The organism is Micromonospora solifontis (genome assembly GCF_003725545.1).
Taxonomy (GTDB): domain Bacteria; phylum Actinomycetota; class Actinomycetes; order Mycobacteriales; family Micromonosporaceae; genus Micromonospora; species Micromonospora solifontis.
Genome location: NZ_RJLN01000001.1, coordinates 1 through 16,195, shown reverse-complemented (window position 1 = coordinate 16,195; position 16,195 = coordinate 1). Strand labels below are relative to the sequence as shown.

Annotated in this window: 18 protein-coding genes and 1 pseudogene; 9 read left to right on the top strand and 10 right to left on the bottom strand. The window is 72.4% G+C overall.

Features of this window, described 5'->3' with window-relative positions:
• Positions 1-30: 30 nt before the first annotated feature.
• Entirely contained in the window at positions 31-1,062 is a 1,032-nt protein-coding gene (gene ku / locus EFE23_RS00100; protein WP_123238782.1) for a non-homologous end joining protein Ku, read from the bottom strand.
• Positions 1,063-1,147: 85 nt separating this feature from the next.
• Here ku and ligD (EFE23_RS00095) point away from each other — a divergent pair, with 85 nt between their 5' ends.
• Positions 1,148-2,089, top strand: coding sequence for a non-homologous end-joining DNA ligase (gene ligD / locus EFE23_RS00095; protein ID WP_123238781.1), 942 nt, complete (start codon positions 1,148-1,150; stop codon positions 2,087-2,089).
• Entirely contained in the window at positions 2,079-2,996 is a 918-nt protein-coding gene (gene ligD / locus EFE23_RS00090) for a non-homologous end-joining DNA ligase (RefSeq protein ID WP_123238780.1), read from the top strand. The genes ligD (EFE23_RS00095) and ligD (EFE23_RS00090) overlap by 11 nt, the downstream gene beginning before the upstream one ends.
• A 6-nt stretch (positions 2,997-3,002) precedes the next feature.
• Here the strand turns inward: ligD (EFE23_RS00090) and EFE23_RS00085 are convergent, their stop codons facing one another.
• Positions 3,003-3,374 carry a DUF4267 domain-containing protein gene (locus EFE23_RS00085; protein WP_123238779.1) on the bottom strand — a complete coding sequence of 124 codons (372 nt, stop codon included), beginning with the start codon at positions 3,372-3,374 and terminating at the stop codon, positions 3,003-3,005.
• 194 nt (positions 3,375-3,568) lie between these two features.
• Here EFE23_RS00085 and EFE23_RS00075 point away from each other — a divergent pair, with 194 nt between their 5' ends.
• Positions 3,569-4,324, top strand: a complete 756-nt coding sequence (locus tag EFE23_RS00075; protein ID WP_123238778.1) for a TIGR03089 family protein — start codon at positions 3,569-3,571, stop codon at positions 4,322-4,324.
• Positions 4,325-4,523: 199 nt separating this feature from the next.
• Positions 4,524-5,396 (top strand): GNAT family N-acetyltransferase, encoded by an 873-nt coding sequence (locus tag EFE23_RS00070; RefSeq protein ID WP_123238777.1) that lies wholly within the window; start codon positions 4,524-4,526, stop codon positions 5,394-5,396.
• A gap of 248 nt (positions 5,397-5,644) precedes the next feature.
• Here EFE23_RS00070 and EFE23_RS00065 read toward each other — a convergent pair whose 3' ends face one another.
• Positions 5,645-5,911: a hypothetical protein gene (locus EFE23_RS00065; RefSeq protein ID WP_123238776.1), complete on the bottom strand. Its 267-nt coding sequence runs from the start codon at positions 5,909-5,911 to the stop codon at positions 5,645-5,647.
• Positions 5,908-6,147: a DivIVA domain-containing protein gene (locus tag EFE23_RS00060; RefSeq protein ID WP_123238775.1), complete on the bottom strand. Its 240-nt coding sequence runs from the start codon at positions 6,145-6,147 to the stop codon at positions 5,908-5,910. Before EFE23_RS00060 ends, EFE23_RS00065 begins: the two co-directional genes overlap by 4 nt.
• Before the next feature lie 388 nt (positions 6,148-6,535).
• Here EFE23_RS00060 and EFE23_RS00055 point away from each other — a divergent pair, with 388 nt between their 5' ends.
• Positions 6,536-6,763: a winged helix-turn-helix domain-containing protein gene (locus tag EFE23_RS00055; protein WP_199736870.1), complete on the top strand. Its 228-nt coding sequence runs from the start codon at positions 6,536-6,538 to the stop codon at positions 6,761-6,763.
• A 480-nt stretch (positions 6,764-7,243) separates the two neighbouring features.
• Here the strand turns inward: EFE23_RS00055 and EFE23_RS00050 are convergent.
• The 4 genes and pseudogenes from EFE23_RS00050 to EFE23_RS00035 all read right to left on the bottom strand — a co-directional run.
• Positions 7,244-7,564: pseudogene (locus EFE23_RS00050) on the bottom strand (DNA repair helicase XPB); the annotation flags it as partial.
• A 4-nt stretch (positions 7,565-7,568) separates the two neighbouring features.
• Positions 7,569-8,012 carry a type II toxin-antitoxin system HicB family antitoxin gene (locus tag EFE23_RS00045; RefSeq protein ID WP_123238773.1) on the bottom strand — a complete coding sequence of 148 codons (444 nt, stop codon included), beginning with the start codon at positions 8,010-8,012 and terminating at the stop codon, positions 7,569-7,571.
• 13 nt (positions 8,013-8,025) lie between these two features.
• On the bottom strand, positions 8,026-8,181 hold the full coding sequence (locus EFE23_RS27975; RefSeq protein WP_148058392.1) for a toxin-antitoxin system, toxin component, HicA family protein: 156 nt from the start codon (positions 8,179-8,181) through the stop codon (positions 8,026-8,028).
• 270 nt (positions 8,182-8,451) lie between these two features.
• Complete coding sequence (locus tag EFE23_RS00035; RefSeq protein WP_123238772.1) at positions 8,452-10,131, bottom strand: DNA repair helicase XPB; 1,680 nt, start codon at positions 10,129-10,131, stop codon at positions 8,452-8,454.
• 174 nt (positions 10,132-10,305) lie between these two features.
• On the opposite strand from EFE23_RS00035, the gene EFE23_RS00030 reads away from it, so the two are divergent.
• Together EFE23_RS00030 and EFE23_RS00025 are read left to right on the top strand one after the other, a co-directional pair.
• Positions 10,306-11,175 carry a L,D-transpeptidase family protein gene (locus tag EFE23_RS00030; RefSeq protein ID WP_123238771.1) on the top strand — a complete coding sequence of 290 codons (870 nt, stop codon included), beginning with the start codon at positions 10,306-10,308 and terminating at the stop codon, positions 11,173-11,175.
• 81 nt (positions 11,176-11,256) lie between these two features.
• Complete coding sequence (locus EFE23_RS00025) at positions 11,257-11,493, top strand: hypothetical protein (RefSeq protein ID WP_123238770.1); 237 nt, start codon at positions 11,257-11,259, stop codon at positions 11,491-11,493.
• 4 nt (positions 11,494-11,497) lie between these two features.
• Here EFE23_RS00025 and EFE23_RS00020 read toward each other — a convergent pair whose 3' ends face one another.
• Positions 11,498-13,972 (bottom strand): helicase-associated domain-containing protein, encoded by a 2,475-nt coding sequence (locus EFE23_RS00020; protein WP_123238769.1) that lies wholly within the window; start codon positions 13,970-13,972, stop codon positions 11,498-11,500.
• Between the two features lie 61 nt (positions 13,973-14,033).
• Here EFE23_RS00020 and EFE23_RS00015 point away from each other — a divergent pair, with 61 nt between their 5' ends.
• Together EFE23_RS00015 and EFE23_RS00010 are read left to right on the top strand one after the other, a co-directional pair.
• Positions 14,034-14,657, top strand: a complete 624-nt coding sequence (locus EFE23_RS00015; protein WP_123238768.1) for an HAD family hydrolase — start codon at positions 14,034-14,036, stop codon at positions 14,655-14,657.
• A 31-nt stretch (positions 14,658-14,688) separates the two neighbouring features.
• On the top strand, positions 14,689-15,075 hold the full coding sequence (locus EFE23_RS00010) for a cold-shock protein (RefSeq protein WP_088997128.1): 387 nt from the start codon (positions 14,689-14,691) through the stop codon (positions 15,073-15,075).
• Here the strand turns inward: EFE23_RS00010 and EFE23_RS00005 are convergent.
• Entirely contained in the window at positions 15,036-15,866 is an 831-nt protein-coding gene (locus EFE23_RS00005; protein ID WP_123238767.1) for a 1,4-dihydroxy-6-naphtoate synthase, read from the bottom strand. The genes EFE23_RS00010 and EFE23_RS00005 overlap by 40 nt on opposite strands.
• Positions 15,867-16,195: the final 329 nt, after the last annotated feature.

Below are 16,195 nucleotides of genomic sequence, written 5' to 3'. Positions count from 1 at the left end.
GGCGTATTAAAAGGGGCCCTTCCTAACAGCTCAGGCGGTCTTGCGGGGGGCGGCCTTCTTCTCGGCCGCCTTCTTCGCCGGGGCCTTCTTGGCGGCGCTCTTCTTCGCCGGCTCGGCCTTCTTCGCGGCTGCCTTCTTCTCGGCCGTCTTCTTCGCGGGGGCCTTCTTGGCCGGGGCCTTCTGCTCGGCGGCCTTCTTGGCGGGCGCCTTCTTCGCCGCCTTCTGCGCGGAGCGGGCCGCCGAGATCGGGGTCGGCTCGGCCCCGCCGCCGGCCGGCGCCTCGCCCCGGGCCGCCCGAGCCCGCTCGACCGACGCCTTCAGCGCGGCCATCAGGTCCACCGCGGCGGCCGGCGCGGCCTCTTCCTCCTCCGGCTGGACCACCTCGCGACCCTCGATCTTGGCGTCGATGACCTCCTGCAGCGCCGCCCGGTAATCGTCGGTGAAGGCGTCCGGCTCGAACTCGCCGGCCATCGAGTCGATCAGCGAGCTGGCCATGGCCAGCTCCGGGGGGCGTACCTTCAGGTCCTCGTCGAGGAAGCCGAAGTCGGGCTGGCGTACCTCGTCCGGCCAGAGCATCGTGTTGAGCAGCAGCACGCCCTCGCGTACGCGCAGGGTGGCGAGCTGCTCGCGCTGGCGCAGCGCCACCTTGACGATGGCCACCCGCTCCGAGTCGGCCAGCGCGTCGCGCAGCAGCACGTACGGCTTGGTGGCCGAGCCCTCCGGCTCGAGGAAGTACGCCTTGTTGTAGAGGATCGGGTCGACCTGCTCGGCGGGGACGAACTCCAGCACGTCGATCGCGTGCGAGGTGGTCAGCGGCAGGTCGGCGAAGTCCTCGTCGGTGAGGATGACCATCTCGCCGCCGCCGATGTCGTACCCCTTGGCGATGTCATCGTAGGTGACCTCCTCGCCGCAGACCTGGCAGGTGCGCTTGTACCGGATGCGGCCGCCGTCCTCGCGGTGCACCTGGTGGAAGCGGATGTCCTTCTCCTCGGTGGCCGAGTAGACCTTCACCCCGATCGACACCAGGCCGAACGACACCGCTCCTTTCCAGATCGCCCGCATCCCGCGCTCCTCTCCCCGGTTCTGACCAGAATCGCAAATGATCGAACGACCTGCACGCTCTTCCGCGTGCAACTACAGTCAGGAGGTGCCCGGCGCGCCGCTGAAGCCGATGCTCGCGATGACCGGGCCGCTCCCGGCCGGTGCCGGCTGGGCGTACGAGTTCAAGTGGGACGGGGTCCGGGCGCTCGCCGACATCGTCGGTCACCGCCAGCATCTGTACGCCCGTTCGGGCGTGGACATCACCGTCGCGTACCCGGAACTGATCACCCTGGCCGAGCAGGTCGACGACGCCCTGCTCGACGGCGAGGTGGTGCTGTTCAACGAGGTCGGCCAGCCCTCGTTCACCGCCCTCGCGGAGCGGATGCACGTGCGGAACGCGGCGAAGGCGGCCCGGCTGGCGGCGACCATGCCGGTCACGTACATGATCTTCGACCTGCTCCGGCTGCACGGCGAGGACCTCACCGGACGGCCCTACCGCGAGCGGCGGGCGGCGCTGGAGTCGCTCGGGCTCGGCGCCGCCCGGTGGGCGGTGCCGCCCGCGTTCCCCGATGGCCCGGCGACCTACGAGGCGGCCGGCGAACACGGCCTGGAGGGGGTGATGGCCAAGCGGGTCGACTCGGCCTACCGGCCCGGGGTGCGCTCGCCCGACTGGGTGAAGGTCAAGCTGGAGGTGACCGGCGACTTCGTGGTGGGCGGCTGGCGGCCCGGCGCGCGGAAGATCGGTGGCCTGCTGGTCGGGGTGCCCCGGCCGGACGGGCGGCTCACCTACCGGGGCCGGGTCGGCGGCGGGATCGGCGCGGCGCTGGAGCGCGAGCTGCTGCGCGAACTGGAACCGCTGCGCAGCGGTGGGTCGCCGTTCGCCGGGGACGTGCCGCGCGAGGATGCCCGGGGCGCGATCTGGGTAACTCCCCGGATCGTGGTGGAGGTGAAGTACGGCCAGCGCACCCCGGACGGGCGGCTGCGCTTCCCGCGGATCCTGCGGCTGCGCCCCGACAAACCCGCCGAGGAGGTCGACGATGCCGGCTGAGCGGCTGAAGGTGGACGTCGAGGGGCGCGCGCTGGAGCTGTCCAACCTGGACAAGGTGCTCTATCCCAAGGCCGGTTTCACCAAGGGCGAGGTGATCGACTACTACACCCGGATCGCCCCGGTGCTGCTGCCGCACCTGGGGGACCGGGCGCTCACCCGGATCCGCTTCCCCAACGGCGTCGACGGCGGGTCGTTCTTCGAGAAGAACGCCCCGGCCGCGACCCCGGAGTGGGTACGCACCGAGAACCTGCCCGCGCCCGGGTCGAGCAAGGGGCGGGAGACCATCGACTACGTGGTCTGCGACGACCTGCCCACGCTGGTCTGGCTGGCCAACCTCGCCGCCCTGGAGCTGCACACGCCGCAGTGGAAGATCGGCGAGCACCCGGACATGATGGTGGTCGACCTGGACCCGGGCGCGCCGGCGGCGCTGAAGCAGTGCTGCCAGGTGGCGCTGCTGATGCGGGACCGGCTCGCTTCCGACGGGATCGACAGCTACCCGAAGACGTCGGGCAAGAAGGGCATGCAGCTGTGCTGCCCGATCGCCGGCACGCAGTCCTCCGATGACGTGTCGGCCTACGCGAAGCGGATCGCCCAGGAGTTGGAGCAGGCGCACCCGAAGCTGATCGTGTCGAAGATGGCCAAGAACCTGCGCCCGGGCAAGGTCTTCATCGACTGGAGTCAGAACAACGCGGCGAAGACGACGGTGGCGCCGTACTCGCTGCGCGCCCAGGCGGTGCCGTCGGTGTCCACCCCGCTGACCTGGGACGAGGTGTCCGCCGGCGCGGCCGGGAAGCGGCCGTCGACCCGCCCGTACACGGCCGACGAGGTGCTCAAGCGGGTGGCGAGGCAGGGCGACCTGCTGGCCCCCCTGCTCGACGGCGGCCCGGAACTGCCGGCTGTTTCGTAGGAGGGACTAAAGGGCGAACAGCAGGGCGGCGTCGAGCAGGATGACCACGGCGGTGGCGAAGTGGATGCCGAAGGCGACGGCCATCGTGCCGCCGTGCCGGAGCACGATGAGGGTGTCTCCCAGCGGGTTGAGTGCGACGACCAGCATGTACCAGGCGACCGCGTCGGCGCTGGTGAAGGCGATCAGGGCGAGGCCGAGCAGGCCGTAGCTGAGGTCGCGCAGGCCCTTGATCGTGAGGTAGGCCGAGTCCCCGTCCGGTTTGGCCGGGACGCCGTAGCCGGCGGCCGAGGCCTGAGGCGCGAGAAGGAACCGGGCGCCGATGAAGACGCAGAAGAGGCTGAGGACGACGGCGAGCCCGTAGGCGATGGCGCTGAGCATGTCCGGCTCCGAAAGCTAGCAGTGCTAGAGGCAAGAGCGAGGCTAGCGGGGCGACGGTAGATTAGCTAGCAGTGCTAGAGGAATGGCCGACTGCGGCGGAAGGAGCACGAGCGGCGGTTGGCGCTCCTGGTGGACCGATTCTGCCGCTGACGCTGGATCGTTAGGGTGGGCGGACCGGCAGGGAGGAGCGCCCGATGGCTGTCCACACGCCCGTAACCGTTCCGGCCGACGCGCCACGCGCGGCCGACCTTCCGCTGCTCGTCTACTACGACGACGCGACCGGGGAGCGCACCGCGCTGACCGCGCAGCAGCTCGGCGGGTGGGCGGCGCGGAGCGCGGCGCTGCTGCGGGACGGCTGCGGGCTCGGCCCCGGCAGCCGGGTCGCGGTGCTGCTGCCGCCGCACTGGCGTACCGCGGCGATCCTCGTCGGCGCCTGGTCGGTGGGGATGTCCGTGTCGTTCCGGCCCCGGGCCACCGCGGGGCTGCCGGTGCTTGAACCGGGCGGCGACCGGCCGTACGACGCGGTGTTCGTGACCCCGGAACGGCTCGACGACTGGCTGGAGGACGTACCCGAGGGGGCGCACCGCTACCTCGTCGGCACCGGGCCGGGGCCGCTCGCCGAGGTGCCGGTGGGCTGGCTCGACTGGTCCGCCGAGGTGCGTCGGCACCCCACCACCCCACCCGACTACGCCGCCGTCCACCCGGGCGACCCGGCCACCCCGGACGGCACCAGCTACGGCGCGTGGCGGCGGCTCGCCGCGGAGATCGCCGAGCAGCTCGAGCTGCGGGCCGGGGACAAGCTGCTGGTTGACGCGGCCGAGCACGAGCAGCCGTTGAAGTGGCTGCTCGCCCCGCTCGCGGCCGGCGCGTCGGTGGTCATCTGCGCCAACCTCGACCGCGCCACGACCGACGCCCGGGTCGCCGCCGAGCAGGTCACCCGGGTGCTCTGACACGTTCGACAACGGCTGCGGCCTACCGCGCCGGTCGCCGGACCCCGTCGGTCTCAGGTGTCGTCTCGACCAGCGTGCGATGCGGCCGAGCACCGCCGCACGCTACGCCTCGAAATCCGTTGACAGTGGGAGCGGCTGGCGGGCCTACTGCCGATCGGCGCCGACGACCCGGGGCGGCGGCAGGGAAGGGCAGAGGATCATGGTGACGGTGGATGCGCTGGTCTGGAGAGAGTTCGGCGAGGAGCACCTCGCGGAGCTGACCGGGCTGGCCGAGGCGTGCCTCGCCGTCGACGGCGGGCTGCCGCTGTTCACCACAGCGCCGCTGCTGCGGGCGCGGCTGCTCCAGACCCGTACCCTCGGCGCCTGGCACGACGGCCGCCTGGTCGCGGCCGTGAGTGTGGGCAGCGACCGGCAGCCGGCCACCGGCACCGGCCTGGTGCATCCGGCCTGGCGCGGGCGGGGCCTCGGCGGGCGGCTGCTGAGCTGGGCGGAGGAGCAGGCCGGCGACGCCGACCTGCTGCTGACCACCGAGACCTGGACCCCGGAAGCGGACCCGCTGTTCACGGCGCGTGGCTTCGAGCGGACCTTCACCGAGTGGGTGCTCCGGCACGCCCTCACCACCATGCCGGAGGTCGCGCCGCCGGACGGCGTCCGCACCGAGCCGGTGACGCTCGACGCCGAGCTGTTCGAGACCTACCGCGCGTCGTTCGCCGACCGGCCCGGCTTCGTCGAGCCATCCGCCGAGGACTGGCTCGGTGAGCTGCGCGACGACGACGGGTACCGGCCGGACCTGTCCATGATCGCCCGAGGCGCCGACGGCAGCGCCGTGGGGTTCGTCAACGTCATCGACAACTGGATCGACCAGGTGGGCGTCGTCCCCGGCTGGCGGGGGCGGCGGGTCGGCGCGTACCTGATGGGCGGCGCGCTGCGCGGTCTCGCCGCCGGCGGCGCTCGGGAGGCGTGGCTCTGCGTCAACGACGACAACCCGGCCGCCGGTCTGTACCGGCGGCTCGGGTTCCGCGACGCCGGCCGCCGCGCCCGGTACCTGCACCGCGGCACGTCGCCCGACTGAGGGCGCTTGGCGGGTCGCCTCACTGGTAGAGGCGGCCCGGCCGGGTGGAACGGCTCGGCTTGGTGATCACGGCGTCACCGCGTCTCCGGCGTACCATGATGGCTTTTGCCCTCTTTTTCAGCGGGGTGAGGATTCTGTCCTTCATCGCGTGGCCTCTCTTCTCTGTACGTCGGCCCTTCGCGGCTCGCATGCCTCCACCGCCTACCCGACAGGGCGGAGGGCATTCGGCAGCGCCGACCGGGTCGCCCTCAGCGGCGGCCGAGCCAGGGCGCGCGGCGCGCGCAGGCCGTCGTGTGATCCACCGGCAGTGCGCACCGCCCGCCGCCGGGCAGCGGCCGGTCGCAGAAGACCCAATGGCGTACGCACTGCTCGTCCTCCGCCGACACGGTCACGCCGCCCGGCTCCACCCGGGCGCTGAGCTGGGCCAACACCCGGGCGGCGGTACGCGCGAAGATCCGGGCGCGGTGCAGGTCGGGCGCGGTCACCGGCAGGTGGATCACCCAGCGGTCCGTCATCGGTAGCGGCGGTTCGCCGCCTGCGCGCTCTGCCAGGCACGCAGGGCGTTCTTGATGCGGACGTTCTCCTCCTGGACCGCGACCAGGGCGGTCTGCGCGACGGCTAACTCGTCGGCCACCCGATGCAGGAACGTGCGGATCTCGACCGGGTCGAGGCCGCGTCGGCGGACGTTGAAGCAGCGATCCCGCACCTGCCAGGGGTGGAGCGGGGTGCGGTTCATCGGCGTCTGGTTCATCGCCGTTGGATGGGGATCGTGGGGCCGGCGGGTCAGCCGGCGGAGCAGGTTGCGCACGAGGTGACCGCCCTTCGTGGAGGCCGCGGATTCGGTGGGAGAGGGGCGGCCTCCGCCGCTTGCGATCGGCAGAGGCCGCCCCGCCGCACCGGGGAGCGCGGAGGGTGTGAGGTCTCGACGGCGATGCGAGACCGGTACGAGAGGCGCCAACCGACCGCAGCAGCACCGCATCACCGAGAGCGACGCTACCGACACCTCTCACCTCTGGCAACGCTCTCTTACCTGTCGAATCTGGCTGTCGCTCCTGCCTGCTGCTCCTACGTCAGTTGTTGCCGCTGTTTCACCTGTTGCTCGATACTGGGAGGGCCAACCGACTGCAAGGGGCCTCCACGTGCCGATTCCGCCGACCATGCGTGAGTTGATCAACGATCTGCTGAGACGGATCGAGGAGGGCGAGTTCCTGCCCGGGTCGCAAATTCCGTCTACCCAGCAGCTGTCCGACCACTACGACGTGTCGGTGTCGACGATCCACCGGGCGGTGGCGACGCTGCGGGAGCAGGGTGTGCTGGTCGGCCGCCCGGGTCGCGGCGTCTTCGTCGCGGAGCCCACTCAGCGGTGACCTGACTGGACCGTTGGTGACCTGATCCGCAGTCCGCTCGGGATTCCGCGCCTTCGGGGCCGCGAGCTTCTGATCTGGCCAGCGCGCCGAGCGGTAGTAGGCGCTGAGGCACGTGCGCTTATCGGCTAGGACAATAGGTCAACTTCGGGGCGTGGAGCCGGGCTCGAACTCGGGTCATGCCCGGTCGGCGGACGACGCCCACAAGAACGCCCCTTAAGCCCTCCGTGCACCTTTGAAGGGTCCCTTGAAGGCAGCACGCGGCCGCGCGAGAGTTGCATCGGCTGCTCTCGCTCTCCGGCCGCCAGGCCTGCGGGTCTGACGGCTGGCGCGGATCGCGGGGTGCTTGGAGGGCTGCAAAACGACCATCGACCCAGGTAAGCCGGGCAGCCGTCGCCCGGCCCGCCACTGTCCGAACCAGTGTCAAGGTCCGCATGGTGGCGGGCCGGGCGGGGCCGGCTCCCTGGGAGAGTGGGTCGACGGTGAGCCATATGGCAGATTGGGAACCGCTACAACCGCTGGGCGTGCTCGTGTTGGCAAGGGAGCCACAATCCAGCCCTGCTGCTCGATGTCCTTCCACGGCGCGTGGTACCGCTTCGGGCCGATCAGGCTGAACACGTCGCCCTCCCGGCCGTCCTCGCGTACCAGGGTCGCGGTGAGGCCGAGCCGGCGGCGGGCCTGGAGGTCCGCGGTGAACCGGAAGATCGGCGCGGGCAGCAGGTGCACCTCGTCGTAGATGACCAGGCCCCAGTCGCGGGCGCCGAACAGGTCCAGGTGGGTGAACGCGCCGCCGCGCCGCGAGGTCCTGTCAAGCGGCAGCGCTCTCCTGCTCTTGCCTGAGCCTGGCGTTGCCGCCCTTGCTGATTCCGGCGGCATCACCAGCCACAGCCTTCTTCGGTGCTAGCTGCGACACGCGCTGCGGGGAGATGCCAAGTAGCGCGCCTGCGTCGCGGACTGTGTAGCCCTTTGCGAGTAGTGCACGCGCGGCGGTGACGGTCGCCTCCTCGGCGGACTCTTCGGCCTTGCGCAGAGCGCTGCGCGCCTTGCGGGCGCGAGTCACCTCTTGTGGCAGGTCGGGCTGCACCTCGACGTCGAAGCTCTGCGGGTCCACGTCGAGCATGAGGGCGATGGCTTCACGTGCCATGCCTTCAACCTGGTCGAGGCGACGAGCCTGAGAGAACACGCCCTCGATCTCCGGCACGCTGATCGCCCACCAAGCGCCCGAGCGTACGCATCTGGCGGTGTACTTCATCGACGCCCCCCTTTTACCTCAAGCCCAGGCTGCGCAGGATACCCCGCGCCGTGAGTTCGTTGATCTCCTTGTGTCGAGGTATGACGACGTTCCGCGGGCCGAATCTGAAGGTCACGCCGGCATCGGCAGCTGCCTTGCTGATCTTGTTGATCAGGTCAACCCGCTTCACGCGGCTAGTCTAGGCTACTAGATGAAGTAAGTAGAGCACCCTAGACTTAATTTCTCGAAGGGGGCCATGTCGGGCAACCCGACGCCAGTCCTGAGATCACCCACTACACCTACCGCGTCGCCTGATCGGCCGACGATCAAGCTTTCGCCGCCACTTGCGCGGAGTTCCCGTCCCTCTCCCGGCTGGCGCCGTCGCAGGTTGAGGCCCTGCAGGGGCTGGAGGATCTGTTGCGCCGGGTTGTCGCCGACATGAAGGAACAGGGCGAGGAGGTCAGTCGAACGACGGCAGCGAGGGGCCGAGGACGTCGTCGGCGTCCACGATGGTGTAGGCGTATCCCTGCTCGGCGAGGAAGCGCTGGCGGTGGGCCGCGTACTCGGTGTCGATGGTGTCCCGGGACACGACGGTGTAGAAGTGCGCCTGGCGGCCGTCGGCCTTGGGCCGGAGGACCCGCCCGAGCCGCTGCGCCTCTTCCTGCCGCGACCCGAACGTCCCCGACACCTGGATCGCCACCGCCGCCTCGGGCAGGTCGATGGAGAAGTTGCCCACCTTGGAGATCACCAGGGTCCGGATCTCGCCGGACCGGAACGCGTCGAAGAGCCGCTCGCGCTCCTTGTTGGTGGTCGAGCCCTGCACGATCGGCGCGTCGAGGTATTCGCCGAGCTGGTGGAGCTGGTCGATGTACCCGCCGATGACGAGCACCTGGTCCTCAGGGTGCCGGTCGACGAGGGCGCGAACCACGGGCAGCTTGGTGCGGGCGGTCGCCGCCATCCGGTAGCGCTCCTCGGCCTCCGCGGTCGCGTACGCCATCCGCTCGGCGTCGGTGAGGGTGACCCGTACCTCGGTGCACTCGGCCGGGGCGATCCAGCCCTGCTGCTCGATGTCCTTCCACGGCGCGTCGTACCGCTTCGGGCCGATCAGGCTGAACACGTCGCCCTCCCGGCCGTCCTCGCGTACCAGGGTCGCGGTGAGGCCGAGCCGGCGGCGGGCCTGGAGGTCCGCGGTGAACCGGAAGATCGGCGCGGGCAGCAGGTGCACCTCGTCGTAGATGACCAGGCCCCAGTCGCGGGCGCCGAACAGGTCCAGGTGGGTGAACGCGCCGCCGCGCCGCGAGGTGAGCACCTGGTACGTGGCGATGGTGACCGGGCGGATCTCCTTGCGCTCGCCCGAGTACTCGCCGATCTCCTCCTCGGTGAGCGAGGTGCGGGCCACCAGCTCACGCTTCCACTGCCGGCCCGCCACCGTGTTGGTGACCAGGATCAGCGTGGTCGCCTTCGCCTCGGCCATCGCCGCCGCGCCGACCAGGGTCTTGCCGGCGCCGCAGGGGAGCACCACCACGCCGGAGCCACCGGCCCAGAAGGCGTCCACGGCCTCCCGCTGGTAGGAGCGCAGGGTCCACGGCTTGCCGCCGTCCTTGCCGGCCTCGGCCAGGTCGATCGGGTGCGCCTCGCCGTCCACGTAGCCGGCCAGATCCTCGGCGGGCCAGCCGAGCTTCAGCAGCGCCTGCTTGAGCCGGCCCCGCTCGGACGGGTGCACCTGGATGGTGTCGTCGTCGATCTTGTTGCCGAGCATGCCGGCGAGCTTCTTGCTCTTGGCGACCTCGATCAGCACCAGCCGGTCCAGGGCGCGCAGCACCAGGCCGTGCACCGGGTCGTTGGCGAGCTGGAGCCGGCCGTACCGGTCCATGGTCTCGGCCACGTCGACCAGCAGCGCGTGCGGCACCGGGTAACGGGAGTACTTGATCAGCGCATCGACCACGCCCTCGGCGTCGTGGCCGGCGGCCCGGGCGTTCCACAGGCCCAGCGGGGTCAGCCGGTAGGTGTGCACGTGCTCCGGCGAGCGTTCCAGCTCGGCGAAGGGCGCGATCGCCATCCGGCACGCCTGCGCGTCGGGGTGATCGATCTCCAGCAGCAGGGTCTTGTCCGACTGCACGATCAGTGGTCCACCGCTCACGCCAGCGTCCTCTCCCATTGCCGGATCTCCTCGCCCGCAGCCCGGCTGACCTGCCGAAGGCGGACCATCCAGTGTTGCACGGGTGAAGGTGTCCGGAAAAAGTCACGCCAGGAAGGCAACGTGACAGTCTTCCCGTACGTCTAGCAAGCGGGACAACTGTCCAGGGGAGGGCCCATGAAGCGTGTCCGGTTCAGCGTACGGGTCGTCACCCTGGCTGCGGTCGTGCTGGTCGGCGTCGGTGCGTGCGCGCTCGATCCGCGGAGCGACAGGTCCGGGGCCGCCGCCCCGGCGCCCGTCGCTCAGGCGGAGCGAGTATCGGGGGCGAGCGCGGTGCCCACGCCGGACCAGACATCCACGTCCCCGTCGGCGGAGCCGAGCCGGACGGCCACGCCGAAACCCAGCCGGACGGCGAAACCCACCCCCACGGCCAAGCCCAGCCCGACCGGGTTCACCGGCTGCCCGCAGGGCGAGCACCAGCGCGCCGTGGAGACGTACCTGGCCCGGCTGGGCGGGTTCGGGACGGTCACCGTGGACGGCAAGCAGTCCGCCGCCGACTGCGCCGCGATCAAGAAGTTCCAGCGTCGGTACGGGCTCAGCCCCGCCGAGGGCCGCGCCGGGCCCAGCACGTACGACGTGGCGAAGCGGCTGGCCAGCACCGACGTGCACCGCTGCAAGGCCGGTTCCGGGCTCACCTTTTGCGTCGACCTGACCCGGCAGACCGTCTGGGCGATGCGCGGCGGCAAGGTGGTGCTCGGTCCGACGGTCACCCGCACCGGCATGGCCGGGTACGCCACCCCGTCCGGCACCTACTCGGTGGCCAACCGCAACCTGAAGGAGTGGTCCAACCCGTACGAGGTGTGGCTGCCCTACTGGCAGCGGTTCAACGGCGGGATCGGGTTCCACGAGACCACCACGTACCTGCACGACAAGTCGATCGGCTCGCACGGCTGCGTCAACCTGCTGCACCGGGACGCGGTCCGGCTCTGGGAGCTGGGCTCGATCGGCACCCGGGTGGTCGTCTTCGGCCGCCGACCCGGCACCTGACTTCAGGGTTTTATCCCCTGTCCGTCCAGTCACTCCGGTGTCACCCTGGAAGCGGGTCCGGACGGGGCGGGAGGGACTGGCATGACGGTCGACCACGAGGTGCTCCCCGAGCGGGACCGGCAGTCCGAGCACGACGTGTCCACCGCGGTCCTGGTCGGATACGCGACGGCCGCCGTCGCCCTGTTCGGCTGGTTCCTGTTCGGGTTGCTGGTGCAGCGGCAGGGCTTCGTCGACTCGGTCGGTGAGTCGGCCGGCGCCGGGTTCGGGCTGCTGCTCGCCGTCTCCGTGATCGGCGCGTTCCGCCACAACGGGCGGTAGCCGATCAGTCCTCCAGCACCGCCGCGGTGATCCGGTGCAACGCGAAGGTGTGCAGCATCTCCGTGCGCTCGTCCTCGGCGCGCAGGTAGCCCGCCCCGATCGACACCGGCCGGACCAGCCGGGACGCGGTCGCCCCGTGCGCGTCGACGTAGCCGACCCAGACCAGCGCCTTGTCCCGTACCGCCTGCTGGAGCACCGCGAGCGCGTCGGAGTGGGTGTGCGCCGGGGCCGGGCCGGTGGCCGCTCTGCTGCCGCGGACCACCGCCGGGGCCCGCCGGGCCGCCCGCGCCGCCGCCTCCCCGCGCCGGATCTGCTCCACCACCCCGAGCAGCCGGGGCAGCGGCAGCCTCGGCGCCGCGAGCGGGTCCAGGCCGCGGCCGGCGGCCGGCACCCGGGCCGGCGCCCGCCGGGTCTTCGGCCGGGAGAGCACCGCCGAGCCGCTGGCATCCTCCGGTACGGGCGCGTACCCGGCCTCACGCAGCGCGGTCAGCATCCGCTGCACCTGGTACGGGGTGACCAGCACCGTCGGGGCGATCCGGCGGAACGCCAGCGGCTCCAGCCGCTTGTCGGACTGCACCTCGGTGAGCAGCGCCTCGTCGTCGCTGCGCACGTACCCGCCGGCCGAGCCGACCCGCAGGCCGCCGTGTTTGCGGGCCACGTCGTCCACCAGGTACGTCAGCCCCTGCGGCACCGGGGTGCGGGACCGGCGGCGGAACAGCGAGTGCAGGTCGTCGGCGGAGTAGCCGGCGTCCAGGGCGCGCCGGACGCTGGCCGTGGTGACCCGGTGCACGCTCGCGCCGCCCGCCGACTCGTGCTCGGCCACCACCTCCAGCTCGGCGGCGAGCGCCGGGTCGGGCGGACCGGGCACCACCACGGTCAGGTCGGCCTGCACGAGGAAGTGGTCCACCGGGGCGGGGAGCAGGGCGTCCAGCGCCCGTACGGCGGTGGACGGCTCGCCCGACTCGGCGTCGGAGCGCAGCCCGAGCGGGTCCTCGGCCCGCTCGTCGGCGTCGGTCAGCTCGGCCAGCAGCAGCCGCCCGTACGAGGTGAGCGCGCCGAGCCCGGTCACCCCGAGCTGGGCCGCCTCGGCCAGCACCTCGCGGTGCGCGGTCTCCCGCCCGCGCGCCCGCCGGGGCGCCCGCCAGTCCAGCAGCTCCAGCACCTCGTCCGGGGTGGGGGCGGTCGCCGGGGGCAGGTCGGCCAGCACGGCGAGCACCGAGCGGCGGGCGGCCGGCGCGCCGGCCCGTTCCGCCTCGGCGGAGAGCACCGAGATCGGCCGGTCCCGGTCGTCGCGCTGCCCGACCAGGCCCGCCTGGCGGGTCATGGTCAGCCAGGCCCGGGCCAGCTGCTCCCAGCGCTGGGCCAGCGAGGCGGCGCGCCACACCTCGTACCCGGCGGTGGGCAGGATCTGCTGGTCGCCGCCGTACCGGGCGTGGCTGGACCCGGTCAGGTCCAGCTCGCCGACCAGCCCGGCCGCGTACGCCACCTCGAAGAGCAGCGCGGCGATGCCGTCGTCCAGGCCGAGGTTCCGGGCCATCCGGCGCAGGTCCCGCACGCCGACGCCGCCGGAGCGCAGCACCGGGGCCGGTTCCTCGCTCAGGCTCTCCAGCAGCGCCTCGGTGTGCCGGACCACCTCCATGGTCTGCCCGGCCCCGGCCGAGTCCACGGCCTTCGCCTCGCGGGCCGGGGTGGCCACCACCGGCGGGCTGGTGCGCAGCGGCCCCAGCGGGCCGCTGTCGCGGCGCAGCAGCAGGCCCACCTCGCGGGGCAGCTCCACGGTCCCCGCGCCACCCTTGCCGCCGGACATCCGGACGAGCAGCCGGTGCTCGACCAGCCAGCGGATCGGCGAGCCGGTCGGCGCGCCGCCGTTGACCAGGTCCGGGGGGAGGGCGTCCTCCGTACCGGTGGCGGGGGCCTCCAGCGCGCCCGCCGGCACGGTGCCGATCGGCGGACCGGCGGCCAGCCGGTCCAGGATCGCCCGGGCCGAGGGCGGCGCGGCCAGCAGCGTCCGCCGCAGCTTCGCCGGGTCCGCGCAGAGCGCCGCCGCCCGGGGGTCCAGCTCCGTCGCCGGCCGGCCCAGCCCCGCCGGGTACGGGGCGACCTCCTCGACGCCGCCCACCACGTGCAGGTCGTGCTCGGGGCCGTACAGCAGGAAGAGCGCACGCAGCCGGTCCACGGCGCCGCGGACGGCGGCCGGGGCGGGCGGATGCGAGCCGGCGGTGGCCATCGCCAGGACGGCCTCGACGGTGGTGCCGCCGCCCTGCGGGTCCCGGGTGAGCCGGGCGGCGTCCAGGATCTGGAGGGTGAACTGGTCCAGCCCGTCCAGTGCCCGGGCGACGGAGACCCGCGACTGGGCGCGGATGGCGAGCGCGGAGACGTCGGCCGGCACCGGCACGACGAGGTCGGGCCGCAGTTGGAGGAGGGCGGCCAGGGACTCGTCGGGGAGCGTCCGCAGATGGTCGGCGAGTGAGGTGGTCATCGTCGTTCCACGCTAGCCCGGCCGGGGCCGGTCGCGCCCCTCGGACGGGTACGTTCTCGGCATGCCCCCACTGATGGTCGGCTTCGACCTCGACATGACCCTGGTTGACTCCCGCCCCGGCATCGCCGCCGCCTACCGGGCGTTGACCGCCCGCACCGGGGTGCCGGTGGACGCCGAGTTGGCGGTGTCCCGGCTCGGCCCGCCGCTGCGCACCGAGATCGCGCACTGGTTCCCGCCGGAGCGGGTGGAGGAGGCGGTGACCCTCTACCGCGAGCTCTACCCGGCGTACGCGATCACCCCGACGGTGCCGATGCCCGGCGCGGCGGCCGCGCTCGACGCGGTGCACGCCCGGGGCGGCCGGATCATGGTGGTCACCTCAAAGATCGGCCGGCTGGCCAAGCTGCACCTGGACCACCTCGGGCTGGCGGTGGACGAGCTGGCCGGGGACCTCTTCGCCGAGCAGAAGGCGACCGCCCTGCGGGAGCACGGCGCGACCTGCTACGTGGGCGACCACGTGGCCGACATGGCGGCGGCCAAGACGGCGGGAATCCCAGGTGTGGGAGTGGCGACCGGACCCTGCACGGCGGACGAGCTGCGGGCCGCCGGAGCCGACCTGGTGCTGGATGATCTCACCGGATTCCCGGCGGCGCTGGACCGGATCATCCGGCTAGCCTTGGAGGGGTAGAGGCGTTCCAGAGCGAAGCAGGGGTTATCAGGTGCCGACGGGTCGAGTGAAGTGGTATGACGCGGCCAAGGGATACGGGTTCGTCACCAGCGACGAGGGTGGCGACGTGTTCCTGCCCAAGGGCGCGCTACCGGCGGGTGTCACCGACCTGAAGGGTGGCCAGCGGGTCGATTTCAGCGTGGTCGACAGCCGCCGCGGCGCCCAGGCGATGGGCGTGAAGCTGTTGGAGGCGCCGCCCTCGGTGGCGGAGCTGCGCCGCCGGCCGGCCGAGGAGCTGCACGGCCTGGTCGAGGACATGATCAAGGTGCTGGAGGCGAAGGTTCAGCCGGACCTGCGCCGGGGTCGCTTCCCGGACCGCAAGACCGCGCAGAAGATCGCTCAGCTGGTCCACGCGGTGGCGCGCGAGCTGGAGGTCTGAGGGACGAGCCCGGCGTCGGCGGCCCGGCCCAGCAGCGCCTCGACAGCGGCGAAGCCGGCCGCGCCCAGGTCGGCGGTGAATTCGTTGACGTAGAGGCCGATGTGCCGGTCCACCACGTCGGGCTCCATCTCCTGCGCGTGGGAGAGCACGTAGTCGCGGCTGGCCTCCGGGTCGGCCCAGGCCTGGCGTACCGACTCGCGGATCCAGCCGGCCGCCTCGACCGGGTCGACCGCGCCCTTGCGGGCCAGGATCGCGCCGAGCGGGATCGGCAGGCCGGTGTCGCCCTCCCACCACTCGCCGAGGTCGACCAGGGCGGTCAGCCCGTGCCGGGGGTAGGTGAAGCGCGCCTCGTGGATCACCAGGCCGGCGTCGTACCGGCCGGCGGCGACGCCCGGCATGATCTCGTGAAACGGCACGACCTCGATCCGCGCCGGCGGACGCTCGGCCGCCCAGAGCCGGAACAGCAGGTACGCGGTGGTCCGCTCGCCCGGCACCGCCACGGTCGCGCCGGCCAGGTCGGTCCGGTCCCCCCGGGTGAGCACCAGCGGGCCGCAGCCCCGGCCCAGCGCGCCGCCGCAGGGCAGCAGGTGGTAGTCGTCCAGCAGCCACGGCAGCGCCGCGTAGCTCACCTTCACCAGGTCGAACGCCCCGCGCTCGGCGGCCGTGTTGGTCACGTCCACGTCGGCGTAGGTCACCTCGACCGCCGGTGCGCCCGGCACCCGGCCGTGCACCAGGGCGTCGAAGACGAACGTGTCGTTGGGGCAGGGGGAGATCGCCAGGGAGAGCGCCACGCCCCCACCGTAACTCCGCCCCGCGGACCCTCGGCCACCCCCGTCCGGCGCTGTGACCCGGGCACCTCTTCATCGCCTGCAAACTTGATGTCGTAGATGGATCGGGGCGGGCGACGGCGGATGACGGATCGGTCAGCCCGAGGCGGTAGCGGTTTGCGGGGGCGGCCGGGCGGTTCCGCGGCCCGGTCCTGCCTGGCGTGGCCGGTGCCAGCCGGCCCGTACGGCCATCGGCTCCTGAGGGTGTCGGGGTCGGGCACCGGCACCTCAGCCTGGCCGAGTCGTTGACGTCATCAAGTTTGCAGCGGCTCACGAGACCTGTCCGTCCCCAG

Bases quoted from the DNA above. Each gene is read 5' to 3' on its own strand.
- ku (WP_123238782.1), bottom strand. From the start codon at position 1,062: ATGCGGGCGATCTGGAAAGGAGCGGTGTCGTTCGGCCTGGTGTCGATC.
- ligD (WP_123238780.1), top strand. From the start codon at position 2,079: ATGCCGGCTGAGCGGCTGAAGGTGGACGTCGAGGGGCGCGCGCTGGAG.
- EFE23_RS00085 (WP_123238779.1), bottom strand. From the start codon at position 3,374: ATGCTCAGCGCCATCGCCTACGGGCTCGCCGTCGTCCTCAGCCTCTTC.
- EFE23_RS00075 (WP_123238778.1), top strand. From the start codon at position 3,569: ATGGCTGTCCACACGCCCGTAACCGTTCCGGCCGACGCGCCACGCGCG.
- EFE23_RS00070 (WP_123238777.1), top strand. From the start codon at position 4,524: ATGGTGACGGTGGATGCGCTGGTCTGGAGAGAGTTCGGCGAGGAGCAC.
- EFE23_RS00065 (WP_123238776.1), bottom strand. From the start codon at position 5,911: ATGACGGACCGCTGGGTGATCCACCTGCCGGTGACCGCGCCCGACCTG.
- EFE23_RS00060 (WP_123238775.1), bottom strand. From the start codon at position 6,147: ATGAACCAGACGCCGATGAACCGCACCCCGCTCCACCCCTGGCAGGTG.
- EFE23_RS00045 (WP_123238773.1), bottom strand. From the start codon at position 8,012: ATGAAGTACACCGCCAGATGCGTACGCTCGGGCGCTTGGTGGGCGATC.
- EFE23_RS00030 (WP_123238771.1), top strand. From the start codon at position 10,306: ATGAAGCGTGTCCGGTTCAGCGTACGGGTCGTCACCCTGGCTGCGGTC.
- EFE23_RS00025 (WP_123238770.1), top strand. From the start codon at position 11,257: ATGACGGTCGACCACGAGGTGCTCCCCGAGCGGGACCGGCAGTCCGAG.
- EFE23_RS00020 (WP_123238769.1), bottom strand. From the start codon at position 13,972: ATGACCACCTCACTCGCCGACCATCTGCGGACGCTCCCCGACGAGTCC.
- EFE23_RS00015 (WP_123238768.1), top strand. From the start codon at position 14,034: ATGCCCCCACTGATGGTCGGCTTCGACCTCGACATGACCCTGGTTGAC.